This is a genomic window from Bradyrhizobium ganzhouense (assembly GCF_049949285.1).
Taxonomy (GTDB): domain Bacteria; phylum Pseudomonadota; class Alphaproteobacteria; order Rhizobiales; family Xanthobacteraceae; genus Bradyrhizobium; species Bradyrhizobium ganzhouense.
The window spans coordinates 3,638,217-3,655,382 of the sequence record NZ_CP181318.1; the positions used below are offsets into that span (position 1 = coordinate 3,638,217).

14 protein-coding genes and 1 pseudogene are annotated in these 17,166 nt (G+C 60.2%); 12 read left to right on the plus strand and 3 right to left on the minus strand.

All coding sequences use genetic code 11. From position 1 onward, the window contains the following. Window positions 1-14: 14 nt before the first annotated feature. Window positions 15-1,019: a DUF6492 family protein gene (locus ACLFLU_RS16375; RefSeq protein WP_426413194.1), complete on the plus strand. Its 1,005-nt coding sequence runs from the start codon at window positions 15-17 to the stop codon at window positions 1,017-1,019. Further along, on the plus strand, window positions 976-2,103 hold the full coding sequence (locus tag ACLFLU_RS16380; RefSeq protein WP_426413195.1) for a hypothetical protein: 1,128 nt from the start codon (window positions 976-978) through the stop codon (window positions 2,101-2,103). Before ACLFLU_RS16375 ends, ACLFLU_RS16380 begins: the two co-directional genes overlap by 44 nt. Before the next feature lie 30 nt (window positions 2,104-2,133). Here ACLFLU_RS16380 and ACLFLU_RS16385 read toward each other — a convergent pair whose 3' ends face one another. Beyond that, window positions 2,134-3,063 carry an FkbM family methyltransferase gene (locus ACLFLU_RS16385; protein ID WP_426413196.1) on the minus strand — a complete coding sequence of 310 codons (930 nt, stop codon included), beginning with the start codon at window positions 3,061-3,063 and terminating at the stop codon, window positions 2,134-2,136. Window positions 3,064-3,410: 347 nt separating this feature from the next. On the opposite strand from ACLFLU_RS16385, the gene ACLFLU_RS16390 reads away from it, so the two are divergent. The 3 genes from ACLFLU_RS16390 to ACLFLU_RS16400 all read left to right on the plus strand — a co-directional run bounded on the left by ACLFLU_RS16390 (window position 3,411) and on the right by ACLFLU_RS16400 (window position 6,332). After that, window positions 3,411-4,085: a class I SAM-dependent methyltransferase gene (locus tag ACLFLU_RS16390; protein WP_426413197.1), complete on the plus strand. Its 675-nt coding sequence runs from the start codon at window positions 3,411-3,413 to the stop codon at window positions 4,083-4,085. A 24-nt stretch (window positions 4,086-4,109) separates the two neighbouring features. Next, window positions 4,110-5,426: a glycosyltransferase family 4 protein gene (locus ACLFLU_RS16395; protein ID WP_426413198.1), complete on the plus strand. Its 1,317-nt coding sequence runs from the start codon at window positions 4,110-4,112 to the stop codon at window positions 5,424-5,426. Between the two features lie 204 nt (window positions 5,427-5,630). Further along, window positions 5,631-6,332, plus strand: coding sequence for a class I SAM-dependent methyltransferase (locus ACLFLU_RS16400; RefSeq protein WP_426413199.1), 702 nt, complete (start codon window positions 5,631-5,633; stop codon window positions 6,330-6,332). 82 nt (window positions 6,333-6,414) lie between these two features. Here ACLFLU_RS16400 and ACLFLU_RS16405 read toward each other — a convergent pair whose 3' ends face one another. Next, window positions 6,415-7,743, minus strand: coding sequence for a BA14K family protein (locus tag ACLFLU_RS16405; RefSeq protein ID WP_426413200.1), 1,329 nt, complete (start codon window positions 7,741-7,743; stop codon window positions 6,415-6,417). A gap of 400 nt (window positions 7,744-8,143) precedes the next feature. On the opposite strand from ACLFLU_RS16405, the gene ACLFLU_RS16410 reads away from it, so the two are divergent. Continuing rightward, the gene (locus ACLFLU_RS16410; RefSeq protein WP_426413201.1) at window positions 8,144-9,649 is read left to right on the plus strand and encodes an exopolysaccharide biosynthesis polyprenyl glycosylphosphotransferase; all 1,506 of its coding nucleotides are present in this window, start codon (window positions 8,144-8,146) and stop codon (window positions 9,647-9,649) included. Window positions 9,650-9,769: 120 nt separating this feature from the next. On the opposite strand, the gene ACLFLU_RS16415 is transcribed toward ACLFLU_RS16410, so the two are convergent. Beyond that, the gene (locus tag ACLFLU_RS16415) at window positions 9,770-10,834 is read right to left on the minus strand and encodes a LacI family DNA-binding transcriptional regulator (RefSeq protein WP_426413202.1); all 1,065 of its coding nucleotides are present in this window, start codon (window positions 10,832-10,834) and stop codon (window positions 9,770-9,772) included. Between the two features lie 183 nt (window positions 10,835-11,017). Between ACLFLU_RS16415 and ACLFLU_RS16420 the strand changes: the two genes are divergently transcribed. The 6 genes and pseudogenes from ACLFLU_RS16420 (at window position 11,018) to ACLFLU_RS16445 (ending at window position 17,152) form a co-directional block, all read left to right on the plus strand. Then, on the plus strand, window positions 11,018-12,259 hold the full coding sequence (locus tag ACLFLU_RS16420) for an ABC transporter substrate-binding protein (protein WP_426413203.1): 1,242 nt from the start codon (window positions 11,018-11,020) through the stop codon (window positions 12,257-12,259). Between the two features lie 76 nt (window positions 12,260-12,335). Continuing rightward, window positions 12,336-13,207: pseudogene (locus ACLFLU_RS16425) on the plus strand (carbohydrate ABC transporter permease). After that, entirely contained in the window at window positions 13,204-14,097 is an 894-nt protein-coding gene (locus ACLFLU_RS16430; protein ID WP_426413204.1) for a carbohydrate ABC transporter permease, read from the plus strand. Before ACLFLU_RS16425 ends, ACLFLU_RS16430 begins: the two are co-directional and overlap by 4 nt. A 6-nt stretch (window positions 14,098-14,103) precedes the next feature. After that, window positions 14,104-15,189 carry an ABC transporter ATP-binding protein gene (locus ACLFLU_RS16435; protein WP_426413205.1) on the plus strand — a complete coding sequence of 362 codons (1,086 nt, stop codon included), beginning with the start codon at window positions 14,104-14,106 and terminating at the stop codon, window positions 15,187-15,189. Window positions 15,190-15,215: 26 nt separating this feature from the next. Next, window positions 15,216-15,977 carry a sugar phosphate isomerase/epimerase family protein gene (locus ACLFLU_RS16440; RefSeq protein WP_426413206.1) on the plus strand — a complete coding sequence of 254 codons (762 nt, stop codon included), beginning with the start codon at window positions 15,216-15,218 and terminating at the stop codon, window positions 15,975-15,977. A 14-nt stretch (window positions 15,978-15,991) separates the two neighbouring features. Then, a complete protein-coding gene (locus tag ACLFLU_RS16445; protein ID WP_426413207.1) occupies window positions 15,992-17,152 on the plus strand; it encodes a Gfo/Idh/MocA family protein in 1,161 nt (386 codons plus the stop codon). The last annotated feature ends 14 nt before the right edge of the window (window positions 17,153-17,166 follow it).

The window sequence follows — 17,166 nt, forward strand, 5'->3', positions numbered from 1 at the left end:
GACTGGCGCAAATAATGGTACCGGTGAAGAGCATTGCAATTGTCACTCCGACCTATGCGCCAGACTATGGCGTGTGCGCTGATCTACACAAGTCAGTGCTCAGGTTTGCTGACAGCTCAATCGTGCACTATCTGATCGTCCCCCCGTCCGACGTCGAACTGTTCAAAAGTCTCCGCGGCCCTCGCTGTATCGTTTTATCCGCCAACGAGTTCCTTCCTAAGCGTATGATTTGGGTATCACCGCGGGTGAACGACGTGGTTCGGCTAATCCTGGGAGGCGGGCCGCGCGCGAACCTAGTTGCCCTAAATCCCACCAGGCCGTATCCGCCGGTTCGTGGATGGATAATGCAGCAAATTCTCAAATTGGCGGCGGCGACCCGCTTGGACGCGGACATATTACTTCTGGTCGACTCGGATGTGCAGTTTGTGCGGCCCGTTAGTTCCGACACACTTGTTCAAAACGGTAGGTTGCGCCTGTACCGAAGGGATGGGACGGTTAGTGAGCATCTTCCCCAGCACGTCGCCTGGCACAGGATCGCTCGCGAGTGCCTTGGCTTACCTGCCCCCAAGCTACCCCTCCCTGACTATGTCAGCGCCCTAAACGTCTGGGACCGCCGTGTCGTGCTCGCTCTTCTCGAGCGAATTGAGCGGACAACGCGTCAGCGTTGGATTGATGTCCTCGGTGCCCAATTCACCTTTTCTGAACACGTTCTATACGGGGTATTTGTCGACGAAGTTCTCGGCGCGTCAGCCAATACCTTTGTGACCAGTTCGCTGTGCCACAGCTACTGGGACACGAGCCCCTTGGATGAGGCCAACGCAGACATGTTCCTGCGCAGTTTGTCAGCTGACGATGTCGCAATCCTCATCCAATCGAAATCCGGCACGCCGCTCGAGATCCGACGGTCGGCGTTCGCCCGGTTCATGGCATCGGCGCCCGAATGGCAAAATGAGCATGCCCTTGGAGACCATGGCAATGAACGTCCCCATGCATCGTCTGCCTATCCACCACGGCGGTAAAATCACGAAGGCACTTTTCGGCCTCATCGTTGGAATGTGGAGTTCGCTTGCTGCCGCAGACGAACGCTCGCTAGCCATCGCGCCCGGGCGAGAGTTCTCTGCCGAGAGCTATGTCCATAAGCCTTTAGCCGATGATGCTCCTCTCGATCCTCAATCGCGGTCATATGTGGCCAATCTCCAGCGGCAAATAAAAAAATACTATGATCATCCTGACGTGAACATCGACGGCGGTACGCCTCCTGTCTACATCGTTCCGATAGACCAACCGACAGTCCGCGTAAAATATGTGGCCTGGGACAGGCCGGGCGAAGCCGTCCAGCCTTTGCAGGCACAGTGGGAGACCGTGCCCCTTCCAGATGATTTTCAGCCTCCGGCGCCGGGCGGCGACGCCGAGGCTGTCGTCTATCAACCATCGACGGGAAAAATGTGGGAGTTCTGGCGCATTCAGAAGACGGGCGCAACGGCGGTAAATTCGGCCGGCAAGCGTGTGGATGAATGGGGAGCAAACTGGGGCGGACGCATGGACAATATTGCCACGAACCCTGGCTACTGGGTGACAACGCCAGACGGTTATAAGTTTGGTGCGACCGCCTCTGGCATCCCTTTCCTGGCGGGCCTTATCACTATAGACGAGCTGCAGCGCGGGGCGATCGATCACGTCGTCGGATTTGCCCTCCCGGAGACGCTAGCCGAGCACTGGTCCTACCCTGCGCAACGCACCGACGGTAACACCCATGGTGCCGATGCGATCCCCGAAGGCGCCATCTTTCGTCTTCCGGCAGGCTTGAATTTGGACCAGATGGACATGGATCCCTTTGCGCGCATGATCGCGAAAGCCGTGCAGAAGCACGGAATGATACTATGGGATATATCCGGTGTAGTCGGCTTTCGGGCGGAGAACCCTGCAAACCGGTATCCGGACGGCCATCCTTTTTGGAAGCAAGGAGGCATTTTGCGTTGTCCGGCCGGGGTCGATGCATCCGATCCGAACAATCAGGTCATCTATGAGTGTTGGGCGCCGGAACGGCTGCGTGACTTTCCTTGGGACAAGTTGCAAGCCCTCAAGACGCGCATGGCGAAATGAGAAATCCCCGCCCGAGATCGTATCAGAGGGTCAGGGCGTGTCTGCATTGATCCGTGCATGCAATTCTTCTGACATTCGTCCGTCCGGAATCCAGAGAACGTCGCAATCAACTTGATTGGTGAGATGAGTGAGGGTCCAGTCATTGCGGTCCGCCGAAAGGCCGATCTGGAATCCTTTGTATTCTTGCGACGTCATTAATTGAACCAGCTCCTCTGCCGAAGAGCGGCAGTTAGCCAGGTGCGAGGAGAACACTTCCGTAATAATCAGTGGCCTACTCTTCGCTATTGTCGTAGCGAGACCCCTCAAAACGCGCGACTCAAAGCCCTCCACATCGATCTTGATAAGACGGGGCATTGCTGCAGAGATGACGCTGTCCCCCCGCGTGACGTCAACGTCGATCGAGTAGGTTTCGTCTTTGGAGTATGACGATGCGCCAAAGGTAGCTTCGCCGGAATTAATCTTGGGAATCGTCAAAGTCAAAATGCCGATCGAGTCTGAAAGGCCGAGGTTGAAGACTTCAATATTCCCGATCGAATTGACTTCAATCGCCCTCTTCAGAATTGAAACGCACCGGAGGTTCGGCTCGAAGCACATCACCCGTCCATTCTCGCCTACACGTCTGGAAGCATAAAGTGCGAAGCTTCCACGATTGGCGCCAACGTCCACAACCAAGTCACCCGGACTTACAAGCGTATCCAGAACCATCTGGGCTGGCAGATCAGGCCAGCGGCCGAGAAAATACGTCAAACGATCTGACCACCAGGATAAGTCGAGCTCGATCGCGTACCCCGTTCGCTTGTCCACGGCAGCTACGTGAGGCGCATTGACCCAAAAATGATCGCGTTCGGCATGGCCAATCAGCAGCTTGTACAGGACGCCCCAACCGCGCAGTTCGCGAATTGAGTAGGGTCGGACCACGCGAGTTGCGATCGATTGAAGTGCACTCGGAAACAGCGCCATTTTCACCCCGGTGAACTACCGCCGCGCCCCTTCAGATGAATATGTGGGCTGCCGCTGAGCAGCATGCCGACTGTCTAGTGCGGGCAAGCCCAACGCCAACGGATCTCGTCGAAGAGAATTGAAACAATTTGGGAGCTCAGCGAAGCCGAAGGGACGAAAGTTCATATTTGGTCTGGCGCGTGCGTCAATCGCCAATCCGAACTAGTCCTTAGTTCCACTGAGAGGGCGGTGTGCGGGCGCGAACTGGGTGTTACGCTCGAATGCCAGGACGATTGCAGGCGGGCAGGGCACATCTGCATGCATTGCGTGACGTGCAATTGTGTCGGCTCTGCGAGACGAGTGGTGCCATGCAGAAATATCAAACCATTCAACAAATATTGCCTTCCCGGTTGCGCGAGGGCATTCGCGATCTGGCCGACGCCGTGTTTGCAAACCAGCGCAGCTCGCGCCACATCATGCGCGCCTCGGGCCCGATCGTTGACGAGGAATATGCGTGCGGCCGCTGGGATTACCTCAAGAACCTCGAGGAGATGTCGCGATACGCGTTAATCAGCGGATATTGCGAGCATGGCGGCGACGTTTCAAGCTTGCTTGACCTCGGATGCGGGTCAGGTGTCCTCCGCCACTGGCTGGGTCGATTAGGAAAAATTGAATATGTTGGCGTCGACCTTTCGAAAGTCGCTATCGAGACGGCGAAGCAGGAATGGACGGATGGCTCGACGGATTTCATAGCGACGGATGTCGCGACCTATGTGCCCGTTCGCAAATTCGATATCATCGTCTTCAACGAGGTTCTCTACTATTTCGACCGGCCGGGCGAAATCTTACAAAGGTTTGAAGGCTTTCTGGAGCAGAACGGACGATTTATTATCTCGCTGTGGGATGGACCTGAATCTCGGCTGGCCTGGCGGCGATTGCGCGGGAGCGTAAGCGTTCTCGATGAGGTCCAGACGCGACACAGTTCCGGGGTTTCTTGGCGAATCCGCTTTTGTGGGCCGCGCTCCCTGAGTCATGAGCAGTGAACGACTTAAGTCGCGGAGGCCAGCATGCGGTCTACGGCCAGCCAATGCAGTGAGCCATCGTTCGATTCAGCTGCGATCTCATCGAATGGGCCGAAGATCGTCTACTTGGTCAACCAATACCCGGCCATCACTCACACCTTCATCAAGCGAGAGGTGAATGCGCTCGAGCGCTTAGGCATTGAAATCATCCGCGTGGCTGCACGAGCCGGCCGTGCGCTAGTAGATCCGGGTGACCTCGACGAGGAAAAGCGCACCATCTATCTGCTCCGACGTCCGTTGCGCCTGTTGCAAGCGGTGGTGTCAACCCTCGCCGTGCGGCCGCTCGGGTTTGTGGAAGCTCTCATAACGACCCTGCGCATGATGCGCAGAAGTGATCGCGCGCCTCACATCCATATCTTCTACCTGGTCGAGGCCTGCGGCGTCGCTGCGATAGTTCGCAAAAGCGGGGCAGTGCACATTCACGCGCACTTTGGAACGAACCCTGCCGAGCTCGCGCTGCTCGCGTCGCAGCTCTCCGGAGCGCCATACAGCTTTACGGTGCACGGTTATGATGAGTTTGATAAGCCGGAATTCATCGCCCTGCGGACCAAAATTCATGACGCGGCCTTCGTTGTTGCCGTAAGTCAATACGGGCGCTCTCAGCTCTATCGCTGGTGCGGCAGAGAGGATCTAGGCAAGATCAAGCTGATACGTTGCGGGGTGGACCAGCATTTCCACGAGGGGGCGGGAGATGCGCCGTGTGTGGCGGCGCGTTTCCTTAGCGTTGGGCGACTATGTCGCGAAAAGGGGCAGGACATTCTTATCAGAGCGGCGGCGTTGATGGCTGCGGCCGGGCACAAATTCGAGGTCGTGGTGGTTGGCGACGGCGAGACTCGGGAGGAATTGGAGCGTCTTATCGTCAGTCTCAAGCTATCGGCGACCGTGCGCTTGCTCGGCTGGCTGAGCAGTGCGGACGTTCACCGGGAAATGATCGGTGCACGGGCGCTGGTGGTGGCAAGTTTGGCTGAAAACTTGCCGGTCGTCATCATGGAAGCGATGGCCTTGCGACGCGTGGTCGTCGCAACGCAAATCGCAGGTATACCGGAACTGGTGATCCCCCGCGAAACCGGCTGGCTGGCGCCTGCGAGCTCCGTCGAAGCGCTCGCAGAGGCCATGACGGAGTGTCTTCAGACTTCTCGTGAGGAACTCTGGGCGATGGGGCGGCGTGGACGCGAACGGGTGCTCGCCTTGCACGACGTTGACCGAGAGGCTGCCGCCTTGGCCAATCTGTTTCCAAAGAGTGCGTCGCGGCGGTATCCCGCGATCGGAATAAAGCAACATCTGCCGCCCGCGGCACTATAGGCCATAGTTCCGCGTAGCATTGTTTCTCTCCGAGGGAGGAGATTTAGACAGTTATCGAATCTTGCTCACGTTCGCGTTGGAAGTGTTAGACCGACAACTCGGACGAGGGCGCGCCAATATTCCTGCGAAGGATTTCGACCGGCCAACGCCCTGGCGCGGTTGATCTAGGCGACGTGAGGCAGCCCCGGCCTTGGAGGTGCCATCGTGAGTACAGCGACCGAATATTACGACAAGACAGCCGCGCAATACGATGCGCTTCGCACAAACGAGCCAGAACACACATTCGCGCTCGAGATTGGATGGCCGCTCATCGGCGACGAGGTCCAGTCTGTTTTAGACGTCGGATGCGGCACCGGGCGCGGGCTGTCCTGGCTCGCCCAAGAATATCCGACACTTGAGCTTCACGGCATCGAACCGTCGGTGAGCATGATCGCAATCGCGGCCAAGAGGTTAGCCAGTGCGGATATCCGCCAGGGAATCGGCGAGCGCCTGCCTTTCCAAGACGAATCCATCGATGTCGTGACCGCCACCGGAATTATGCACCATGCCGACAATCCGGCATTGGTCATCTCAGAGATGTTTCGCGTCGCCCGAACAGCCGTATTGATTAGCGACCACAACAACTATGCCTTCGGCGGCGCGATGACCCAGCGCATTCGCATCGGTCTCAAAGTCTGCGGGCTATTGAAGGCGGTCAACTTCCTTCGTCAAGGCTTCAATCACCGGGGCTATTCCGAGGAGGATGGCTGGTGGTATCCTTACTCTCTTTTCGACAACTACACTGATATCGCAAAGCGGTCATCGCGTCTTTACATTTTCCCAACGAGGCCTGCCGTTGGGTCATCGAGCAACATTCTGTTTTCGCAAGGACACTTCGCTTTAGTGGCCATGAAGGCAGCTAGCTGAGCGATCTCATTCAGCAGTGGAGAGCTCGCCTCGGAGCAAAAAACCGACCGACCAGCGACCTGTTCCTAACGTCGACCTGCCTCTATGGGCAGGAACGGCGTCGTCCGTCATAGTCGGTGTAGGTTCTAGACGCCGAATCGTACGTCCGATAGCGCTGGCAGCCGTAGGTAACGTCCGCGCTTGTGGCGCGCGGGCGTGGCAATGGAACTGTTGCTAGACTCATTGGCGGTTTGCCGGTCTCGGGCACCACGTCCGGCCGATTTGCGGTCTGGGAGGGCTTCACGAGGGCGTAGCTGTTTGCCCACGCGGGCAAGGAGACACCAGGCTTCTCATCCAGAGCCGAAGGTCTCCCATCCACGGCCTGTTCCCTTTGCCGCTTGATAAGGTTCTCGCGCTCTTGCTGTAGAGGCTGCCGCAGTTCCGCGGTCACACGCTCGGCGGTCTGTTTGGGCTGCGCCTTATCGTCCGCTTTCCGCAACAGCGCGACTTGTGTCTCGATTTCGCGGCGTGCCATCGCAAGTTCGATCGCCAGCGCGGCATTGCGGGCGCGTTCGCCTTCGATCGCGTGGCGATATTGCGCCGTGCTTGCCGTCAGCTCTTGTCGCGCGGCGGCGGCCTCCTGCGCGAGGGCAGTCGTTCTTTCGCGCTCCTGTCGGAGCAATTGTGCAGTCTTGGTGTCTTGCATTTGCAGCTGCAGATTGAGCCCGTCAACCGCGCGTCGGGCCTCGGCGGCCTCGTGCGCCAAATCCTCTGGATGCTGCTCCTCCTCGTAAGATTGTCGTGCTCCTGGCGCGGGCGTCTCCGCGGCGTGCTCGACCTGGGCCCCCGCCGGCGCACTGGTCTGACCGGCTTCGGCCTGCCGCTGAAGCGCCAATAAATCGGGCGTCCGCAAGTTCTGGTTCGGCAGTTCCATCCCTTGCTCGATGACCTGCCCACCTATCGCGCCGATCCTGACGATATTCTGTTGATCGATATATCGGGACACATAGGCGGAAATCTCGGCTCGGAGGTTCAAGCCAACGAGCGCCACCCCGACAAGAGTTGCTGCGATTGAGGGAGCCGCAAATCGCCACCGCACGCGCGGCACGCGCTTCGCTTCGATCGCTGCGGCCTGCAGCCGTTGTGGCGCGGGCTGCCTCGAGAAGAAGGGGAAGAAGAAACTGCGGCGGCTCCGCGACGTCGACGACCCGGCCTGAGAGGGGCTGCCCGGTACATCGGGACTTTGCGGAGTATCATTGTCTCCCTGCATTGGATACCAATGCGACGACGTGATCTTGATCGGCTCGCCGTTTTCACCGATCCATTCACCCGACTCGGGCGACCAGCGAGCGACGTCATAGGTCCCAAACACGTCATCTTCGAGGATGACGACTTTTCCATCTCTCGGTGCGGTCACAATGGTACGGCGCATACAAAGGACGCCTATTCTGACGGTGCTATCGGGCCATTTCTTCCTCGCTTCCTGAAATGCGGGATTTAGGGCCTTCGGTACACACGGGGAACTTAGAAACGTATCGGGATTTGGTCACTAGCTTCGTCCATCTGCAAACGTCCGAAAGTACGTAGAAAGGAGCGTTGGAGCTAGCACGAATGAATTCTCGCTGGCCCAGCGCGTTCCGATTACCATGCTGCGCACAAGCACATTATGCTGCTCATGCTCACATGCTTTCGAACAGGCTTGGTGCTGGACCGGTTACCGGCCGGTTGGAGAAGTCCTTCCTTCTTTGAATATTAGACGTCGAGTTTGGGCTGAAAAACAATTGGCGAGGCGCGGCCACTTGGCGCGCTAAGCGTGCGTAGGTGCGCCTCCGATGAGTATCGTAAAGAAAACCATGGGCGCGGATGTAGCGGATGTACCGGCATGGGGCGAGGGTGTACCGGAAAGCGTTCCTGCTCGCGGCCTAGAGCAGCCGGATGGAGACCGCAAATGGCCGATCCACTACGATTCCGTGGAACCGCTTACGATCGTGGCCGATCTCGCAACTATCGCTTTGGCAAGCGTATCGTCCAGCCTGTTGTATGATCTTGCAGTATCGGGGGAACCCGGCGACATCAGCAAGTCCCTTGGCTCCGCAGCCCTCGTTTCGGCACTATTTATTTCGGTAATGAAGATCCGCGGAATGTACGGCTCGCCCGAACTGCTGGTCCTCGGAAATCAGATACGCGCGGTTTGCCTGGCTTGGACGAGCGTGTTCCTTCTGCTCGCCGGCACAGTGTTCGCGCTGAAGCTTGGCAGTGAAATCTCCCGCGCCACCAATGCACTCTTCGCCATGCTTGGCCTGATTTCGCTCGTAGTTCAACGGAGCGTCCTGAGAGCGTTAGTTGCGAAGGGGCTCGCCGGGAAACGATTCGTCGGTCGAAACATCATCTTGATTACCGACGATCCGCGCGTCGGTGATACTGCGCTGAATCAAACGGTTGCTGGTCTCGGCTTCTGCGTGAAGGGGAACCTTGGCTTCCCCCCTTCCACTGCGGAGCCCAGTCAAAGGGAAGAGTTCGTTGCGCAAGTGATTGAGTATGCACGCGGCTGCGACGTCGAGGAAATTGTGGTGGGTGCCGATCCGAATCGTTGGTCGGACCTGCGCCTTCTTGTTGCCGGGTTGAGGGTTCTGCCATTTCCGGTAAGCTTCGTCCCCCTTGGGACAAGTTCGGAGCTATTCAGGCGACCTGTCCGGGAACTCGGCAGCGCCGTTTGCGTCGAGGTGCAGCGCGGCCCATTGACGTCATCGGAGCAGGCTGCAAAGCGATGCATTGACGTCCTTTTCGCCGGAATGGGGTTAATCGTGCTCCTGCTCCCGCTCATAATCGTGGCGATAGCGATTAAGCTAGATTCGCCGGGACCTGTCTTCTTTGGGCAGAAGCGTTGCGGCTTCAACGGTAGATGCTTCACAATTCGCAAATTTCGTACGATGTCGGTCCTTGAGGACGGCCCTTCGATCACTCAAGTTCAGTTTGCCGACAAGCGAGTCACGCGCTTGGGGACGTGGCTGCGCAGGACGAGCATCGATGAGCTACCTCAATTGCTAAACGTGCTCGAGGGCAACATGTCTCTAGTGGGGCCGCGTCCTCATGCTGTGGTCCACGACAGCCACTTTGACAAGATAGTCCGAGGGTACGCGTTCCGACGGCGTGTGAAGCCGGGACTTACCGGATGGGCGCAAGTCAACGGATACAGGGGGCCAACTCCCACTGTGGCGTCGATTGAACGACGGGTCGAATACGATCTTTGGTATATCGACAATTGGAGTCTCAAGCTTGACCTCGCGATTCTGCTCCAAACACCCATCGAGATGTTACACGGTCACAACGCCCTCTAGATTGGACTACCTTACATTGGTTGGACTTAGCTCGCCCGACCGCTGGGTGACGATAAGCACTTTCCGGTTGGCAATAACCCGCCGCATGTTCTGGCTGGGTCTAGGAGGATCTTAGCCGTCCTAGCCGGACCGCGCGCCTTTGGTCGAATGGCCGGGACTCCTCCGCGGCGGGCGCGTACTGTCACGCAGCATTAGCGTGGCGGGAAGCTTAATGTCCGTCCGCGGCCCCGCCCTCCCGTTCGTCATGAGCGCGATCAGTTCAGCCGCGGCAGTGGCTCCGAGGTTGCGACGGGGCTGGACGATGGTCGTCAAGGTCGGCTCGCAATAGTCGGCATAGGCAATGCCGTCGAAGCCCACGATGGAGAGATCGTCCGGGATCTGGAGGCCGGCCGTGTGTACCGTCTTGATCAGGCCGATTGCCATTTCGTCATTGGCCGCAAACAGCGCGGTGGGACGCGCTACGGGCTCGAGCGCCAGCAGTGCCCGGCCGGCCTCGACACCGGCGCGGAAGGTGAAATCGCCGTGCAGAATCAACCCCGCATCAGCCGCAAGCCCTGCGTCGCGCAAGGCCTCCCGATAGCCTGCGAGACGCTGCTGCTCGAGGATGTTGGATTTGGGCCCGGACAGATAGGCTATGCTTGTGTGGCCCAATTTGATAAGGTGTCCGACCGCCTCGCGCGCAGTATCGACGTTGTCGATCGTGACCTGCGGAAACTTTTCGCCAGGAATATACTCGCACGCGGCAACCAGCGGCACGCGCGCATCGCGCAAGTCGCGGTCGGGGCTGCGCATCACGTGGCCGCACAACAGCAGCACGCCGTCGGCTTGGCCGGCGCAGACCAGGTCTACGTAGCGTGCCTCCTTCTCGGGCGAGCCCGCCAGATTGGCGATGATAAGTCCGTAGTCGGCGGCTGATAAGGTATCGTCGATGCCCTGGAGAACCTCAGCGAAGAACGGGTTGGCGATGTCCGGCACCGCCACCAGCACGACCATGGTCTTCCGGACGCGCAGGTTCCTTGCGGAAATGTTCGGCATGTAGCCGGTATCACGCACCGCAGCGAGCACGCGTAGGCGGGTTTCCTCAATTACGACTTCGGGGCGGGCCAGCGTCCGGCTGACGGTCGCAACCGAGACTCCTGCCAGCCGTGCAACGTCGGCGATCCTGGCCGCCTTTTGGCGTGTCACTCTGGTTCGCTTGGCCATATCGAGGTTCGCGATCTCGGCGTCATGACGGGACTTGCAAAATCTCGACGTTCTGCTAGCGTTATGATGTAATCGATTACATGCGGCGTGTAAAGCCGTAGCGAGCTCATAAGGGCCGTAAGACGAATTACACAGGCCTGCAAAAGGCAGATCCGGGAGGGAATGATGAAGCGCACGTTGTTCGCATCGGTAGCGATTGTCGCCACGGCCTGGGCCTCGGCGCCAGTTTCCGCAGAAGAGATGAAGGCCGAAGTCATCCACTGGTGGACCTCCGGCGGCGAGGCTGCCGCCGTGAAGGTGTTTGCCGACCAGTTCACCAAGGCCGGCGGCACCTGGATCGACAGCGCGGTCGCCGGCGCTGCGAATGCGCGAAACGCCGCGATCAGCCGCACCGTCGCCGGCAATCCGCCGACCGCCATGCAGCTCAACACCGGCAAACAGTTCGACGAATTGGTGGAGGGCGATCTGCTCGCCGATGTCGATGCGATCGCAACCGAAGGCAACTGGAAAGGCGTGATGCCCGCCGCAATCATTGCCGCGGCGACCCGCAAGGGCAAGATGTATGCGGTGCCGATCAACATCCACGGTCAGAATTGGCTCTGGTACAACAAGGCTGTGCTTGCCTCCGTCGGCGCCGACGAGCCGAAGACATGGAATGACGCGATTACTATTCTCGACAAGCTCAAGGTCGAGGGCAAGGTGATCCCGCTGGCCTTCTCAGGCCAGAAGAACTGGGAACAGAATCTGTTCAACGCGGTCATGATCGGCGCTGGTGGCGCGCAGATGTGGACCGGCATCCTCGGCAAGCGCGACGCGTCGCTGGCGCAGAGCGCCGAGTTCAAGGCGGTCGCCGTCACCTACAAGAAGCTCAAGGACTATGTCGATGCCGGCGCGCCCGGCCGCAACTGGAATGACGCGACCAACATGGTCATCCAGGGCAAGGCCGGAATGCAGATCATGGGCGACTGGGCCAAGGGCGAATTCATCGCGGCGGGCAAGGTCGCCGACAAGGACTATGGCTGCACGGTGCTGTCCAATGGCAGCGGCGGTTATGTGATGGGCGGCGACGTGTTCGTATTCCCGAAGGCGAAGGACCCGTCCACCACCAAGGCGCAGATGACGTTGGCGAGACTGATGCTGACGCCCGAGACCCAGATCCAGTTCGCGCTGAAGAAGGGCTCGATCCCGGTGCGTAGCGATGTCGATACGTCCGCACTCGACGCTTGTGCCCAAAAGGGCATGCGCTATGTCGCAGACAAGGCCCAGCAAATGCCGTCCGGCGACATGCTGGCGCCGCCGGCGCTGATCGGTGCGCTGCAGGATGCCATCTCGCAATATTGGAACACCAATATGAGCGCCGATGAATTCTCGGCCAAGGTCGCCGCGGTGCTGAAGTCCCAGGAGTGATGCATCACAACAAAGGCGGCCGACGAACTGCGGCCGCCTTTCGTGCCCGTCGACCTCTCCTCAATCCGGCGATGCGATGCGTCTTTCGCTGAACTCCCGACTTTCCGCGATCTCCGCGCTCTTGCCCGCGCTGCTGGTGATGTTCGTCGTCTATATCGGCGCCACCAGTTGGACGGTGTGGATATCGCTGACCAATTCGCGCATGCTGCCGAACAACAATTTCGTCGGGCTCCGGCAGTACGAGGCGTTGTTTAATAACGATCGCTGGATCACCTCGGCATCGTCATCTACGGTGTGCTGCTCGTTTCGCTCGCGCTTCTGATCGGCTTCCTGCTGGCGGTTGCGATCGATCAGCGGGTGCGCGCCGAGGACACGATCCGTTCGATCTATCTTTATCCCTATTCGATGTCCTTCGTCGTCACGGGCCTCGTCTGGCAGTGGCTGCTCAATCCGACGCTCGGCATCCAGCACGTGTTGCGCAGCTGGGGCTTCGAAGGCGCGACGTTCGACTGGATCGTGCGGCCGGAGACCGCGATCTATTGCCTGGTCATCGCGGGGGTCTGGCAGGCGTCCGGCCTCGTGATGGCGATCATGCTCGCTGGCTTGCGTGGCGTCGACGAGGAGATATGGAAGGCGGCGCGGGTCGACGGCCTGCCGAAATGGCGGGTCTATGTGTCGATCATCATTCCGATGATGGGCGCAAGCTTTGCAACCGCCGCGGTGCTGCTGTCGACCGGCGTGGTGCGCCTCTACGACCTCTCGGTCGCGATGACCAATGGCGGGCCAGGCATCGCCTCGGAGGTGCCCGCCAAATTCGTCATGGATCATTTGTTCGAACGCGCCAATATCGGGCTTGCGACGGCGGCGGCCACCACCATGCTGATCACGGTGATCGCGGTGGTCGCGCCCTATCTCTACTGGCGCGCGCGCAAGGGAGAGGTGCGATGACCGTGGTGGCGCAGCTCTTGCCCGCCGCTCGGCGGCCGAAGCGTATGACCCCGGCGCGCTGGGGCCTCTACGCCTTCATCTTCATTACCGCGCTCTACTTCCTGCTGCCGCTGTATGTGATGGTCGTCACCTCGCTGAAGCCGATGGCAGAGATCCGGCAGGGCAATCTGTTGGCCTTGCCGGCAGCGCCCAGCATCGACGCGTGGGTCAGGGCCTGGACGTCGGCCTGTACCGGCTTGACCTGCCAGGGCATCAAGATTGGCTTTTTCAACTCGCTGCGCATCCTGGTGCCGTCGGTCGGCATCTCCATCCTGATCGGCTCGCTCACCGGCTATGCGCTATCGCTATGGCGTGTGCGCGGCGCCAACATCCTGTTCGGCGCGATGATGGTGGTCGCCTTCATCCCCTATCAAGTGTTTATCTATCCGTTGGTGCGCGTGTTTTCATTCACCGGGCTCGGGCAGTCGCTCCTCACCATCGTGATCATCCACACGATCTTCGGCCTCCCGACCATGACGCTGCTGTTCCGCAATTATTTCATGTCGCTGCCGGTCGAGCTGTTCAAGGCCGCCCGCGTCGACGGCGCCGGCTTCTACCAGATCTATGCGCTCATCATGATGCCAATGGCCACGCCCATGATCGTGGTCGCGGTGATCCTGCAAACCACCGGCATCTGGAATGATTTCATCCTGGGGCTCATCTTCGCCGGCCGCGACAATTTGCCGATGACGGTGCAGCTGAACAACATCGTCAATTCGACGCAAGGTGAGCGCGCCTACAATGTCGACATGGCGGCGACGCTGTTGACCGCGTTGTTGCCGCTCGTCGTCTATTTCGGCTCCGGGCGCTGGTTCGTGCGCGGCATTGCCGCCGGCGCCGTGAAAGGCTGACGCACCATGCAGAAATCGAGCGTCGATATCAGGGGCCTGCAGATCGGCTTTGGCGGCCTGAAGGTGCTGGAGAATCTCGACCTCCACGTTGGTGCGTCCGAGTTCCTCGTGCTGCTCGGGCCGTCCGGTTGTGGCAAGTCGACTTTGCTCAACGCCATCGCCGGGCTGATCGATGTCAAGGGCGGCGAGATCCATATCGGCGGTCGCGATGTCACCTGGGCAGAACCGAAGGATCGCGGCATCGCAATGGTGTTCCAGAGCTACGCGCTCTATCCGCGCATGATCGTACGGCGGAACATGTCGTTCGGGCTGAAGGTCGCGGGCACGCCGCAGGGCGAGATCGAGCGCCGCGTCGGCGAGGCCGCGCAGATGCTGCGGCTCACCAGTCTCCTCGAGCGCCGCCCCAGCGAGCTATCCGGCGGCCAGCGTCAGCGTGTCGCAATCGGACGGGCGTTGGTGCGTCATGCCGGCGTCTATCTGTTCGACGAGCCGCTATCCAATCTGGATGCCCAGTTGCGCGCCGAGCTCAGGGTGGAGATCAAGCGGCTGCATGCACGGCTCGGCGCCACCATGATCTACGTGACGCACGACCAGATCGAGGCGCTGACGCTCGCAGACCGCATCGCTGTCATGCAGGGTGGCGTGATCCAGCAACTCGATACGCCAAAGAAGATCTATCGCGAACCGGTGAACCGCTTCGTCGCTTCCTTCGTCGGCTCGCCCGCGATGAACTTCATTCCCGGCAGGCTCGAGCGCGGCGGCGAAATGAGGTTCGTCGCCGGCGTAAACCGGCTTGGCCTGAACGGCTACGTCTTTCGGAGCCAGCCCACCGACGCACCGGTCGTTCTTGGCATCCGCCCCGAGCACATCGAGATGACTGGGGCCGACGATCAATCGTCGGTGCCTGCGCGTGTCGAGATGGTCGAGCCGATGGGGGCCGACACGCTCATCTGGTGTCGTCTTGCCGACGGCACCGCCTTTTCCTTCCGCCATGACGCCGACGCGCAGGTGCGTGCAGGTGACGCGCTCGCCGTCCGATTCCCCGCCGACGCCCTGTCGCTGTTCGACGAGGCGAGCGGACAACGTCTCTAGATTCTCCAGGCAGCCGAAAGCGAGACATGACCAGACCGATCGACCGATTTTCCATCCAGCTCTATTCCGCCCGCTCCATTACCCCGCTCGAGGCACAATTCGCGCTGCTGTCCAGCCTCGGCTACACAATGGTTGAGCCCTGGGGCGGACTGTTCAACGATCCCGAGACGCTGAAGAAGCTTCTCGATGTCCACGGGATGACAGCGCCGAGCGCCCACGTCGGCCTCGACCGGCTGCGCGAGGATACGGTCGGCACGGCGAGGATGTGCAAGGAGCTCGGGATCGAGACCGTCTTCGCGCCGGCCCCGCCATTGGGTGAGCGCGAGGGTGGCGAAAAGGAATGGCGCGGGATCGGGCGCCAGCTTGCCGAGATCGGCAGGGCGGTGACCGGCGAGGGGCTCAAGTTCGGCTGGCACAATCATCACTGGGAATATGGCCGCACCGGAAGCGGCAAGACCTATCTCGAATGCCTTTTCGAGGAGGCTCCCGACCTCGTTTGGGAGGCTGATCTCGCATGGATCGTGCGCGGCGGCGGCGATCCGGTCACTGAGATTAAGAAGCATGCGCAGCGCCTGGTCGCCTGCCACATCAAGGATCTCGCACCATCGGGACAATGCGCCGATGAGGACGGCTGGGCAGATCCCGGCCACGGCACCATGGATTGGGCGGCGCTGCTCGCGGCGATGAAGGAGGCCGGGGTCTCCCTGTTCGTTGCTGAACACGACAAGCCGAACGAAGTCGCCCGCTTCGCGCGCCGGGCGCGCGAGACCGTGTCGTCATGGATGTGACAGGGGATCGGATCATGGGTAAGCTCGGTGTCGGCATCGTCGGATGCGGCAACATCTCGACGATCTACATGCACAACATGCCGAAATTCCGCGATCTTAAGCTGGTCGCCTGTGCCGATCTGCGGCCGGAGGCGGCACAAGCCCAGGCAGCGCAGTTCGGCATCGAGGCGTTGTCGATCGAGGCGCTGCTGGCGCGTCCCGACATCCAGATCATCGTCAATCTCACCACGCCGAGTGCGCACTACGGCGTGAGCCACGCAGCGCTCAGCGCCGGCAAGCACGTGTTCGGTGAAAAGCCGATTACGGTGGAGGCCAACGACGCCGCGACGTTGGTCGCGGAGGCATCGCGTCGCGACTTGAAGCTCGGCTGCGCGCCGGATACTTTCCTTGGCGGCGGCGGACGGACGGCACGCGAGTTCGTCGATACGGGTCGGATCGGCAAAGTGCTCTATGGCACTTGCTTCCTGATGTCGCATGGCATGGAGCATTGGCATCCCGATCCAACCTTCTTCTTCAAGCCGGGCGGCGGGCCGATCCTTGACATGGGGCCGTATTACCTTGCGGCCCTCATCAACCTGTTGGGGCCGGTTGCTTCGGTGCAAGGACGTGCGAGTGCCGGTTTTGCCACTCGGCTCGTGACCTCGAAGGGGCCGATGAACGGCAAGGCCATCGCGGTGGAGACGCCAACGACGGTGATGTCGCTGCTGCATTTCGAGTCTGGCGCCGACATCATCTTTGCGATGAGCTGGGACGTCTGGAAACACGGACATCCGCCGATCGAGCTTTACGGCACCGAGGGCTCGCTACGCGTGCCGGACCCCAACTTCTTTGGGGGCGCGGTGCAATACACCGAGAAAGGCGGCGACTGGATCTCGGTCCCAGCCGACGACCGGCCGTTCGGCAAGCCCAACTGGCGCTCGCCGAATTGGGCCGATCACATACCGAACCAGGCAAACTATCGTTGCCTCGGCATCGCCGAACTCGCAAGTGCGGTGCTGCGCGGTACGCCACACCGCTCCTCCGGCGCGTTGGCGAGTCACGCGCTGGAGGTGAAGCATGCGATCCTTAAGGCCGGTGCGGAAGGCGGGGAGATCGCAGTGCGTTCGCGCGTCGAGCGACCGGCGCCGCTGTCCGACGTCGATGCGATGGCGTTGTGGGGCGAGGAGACGTTCTGAATCGCGACAGTCCC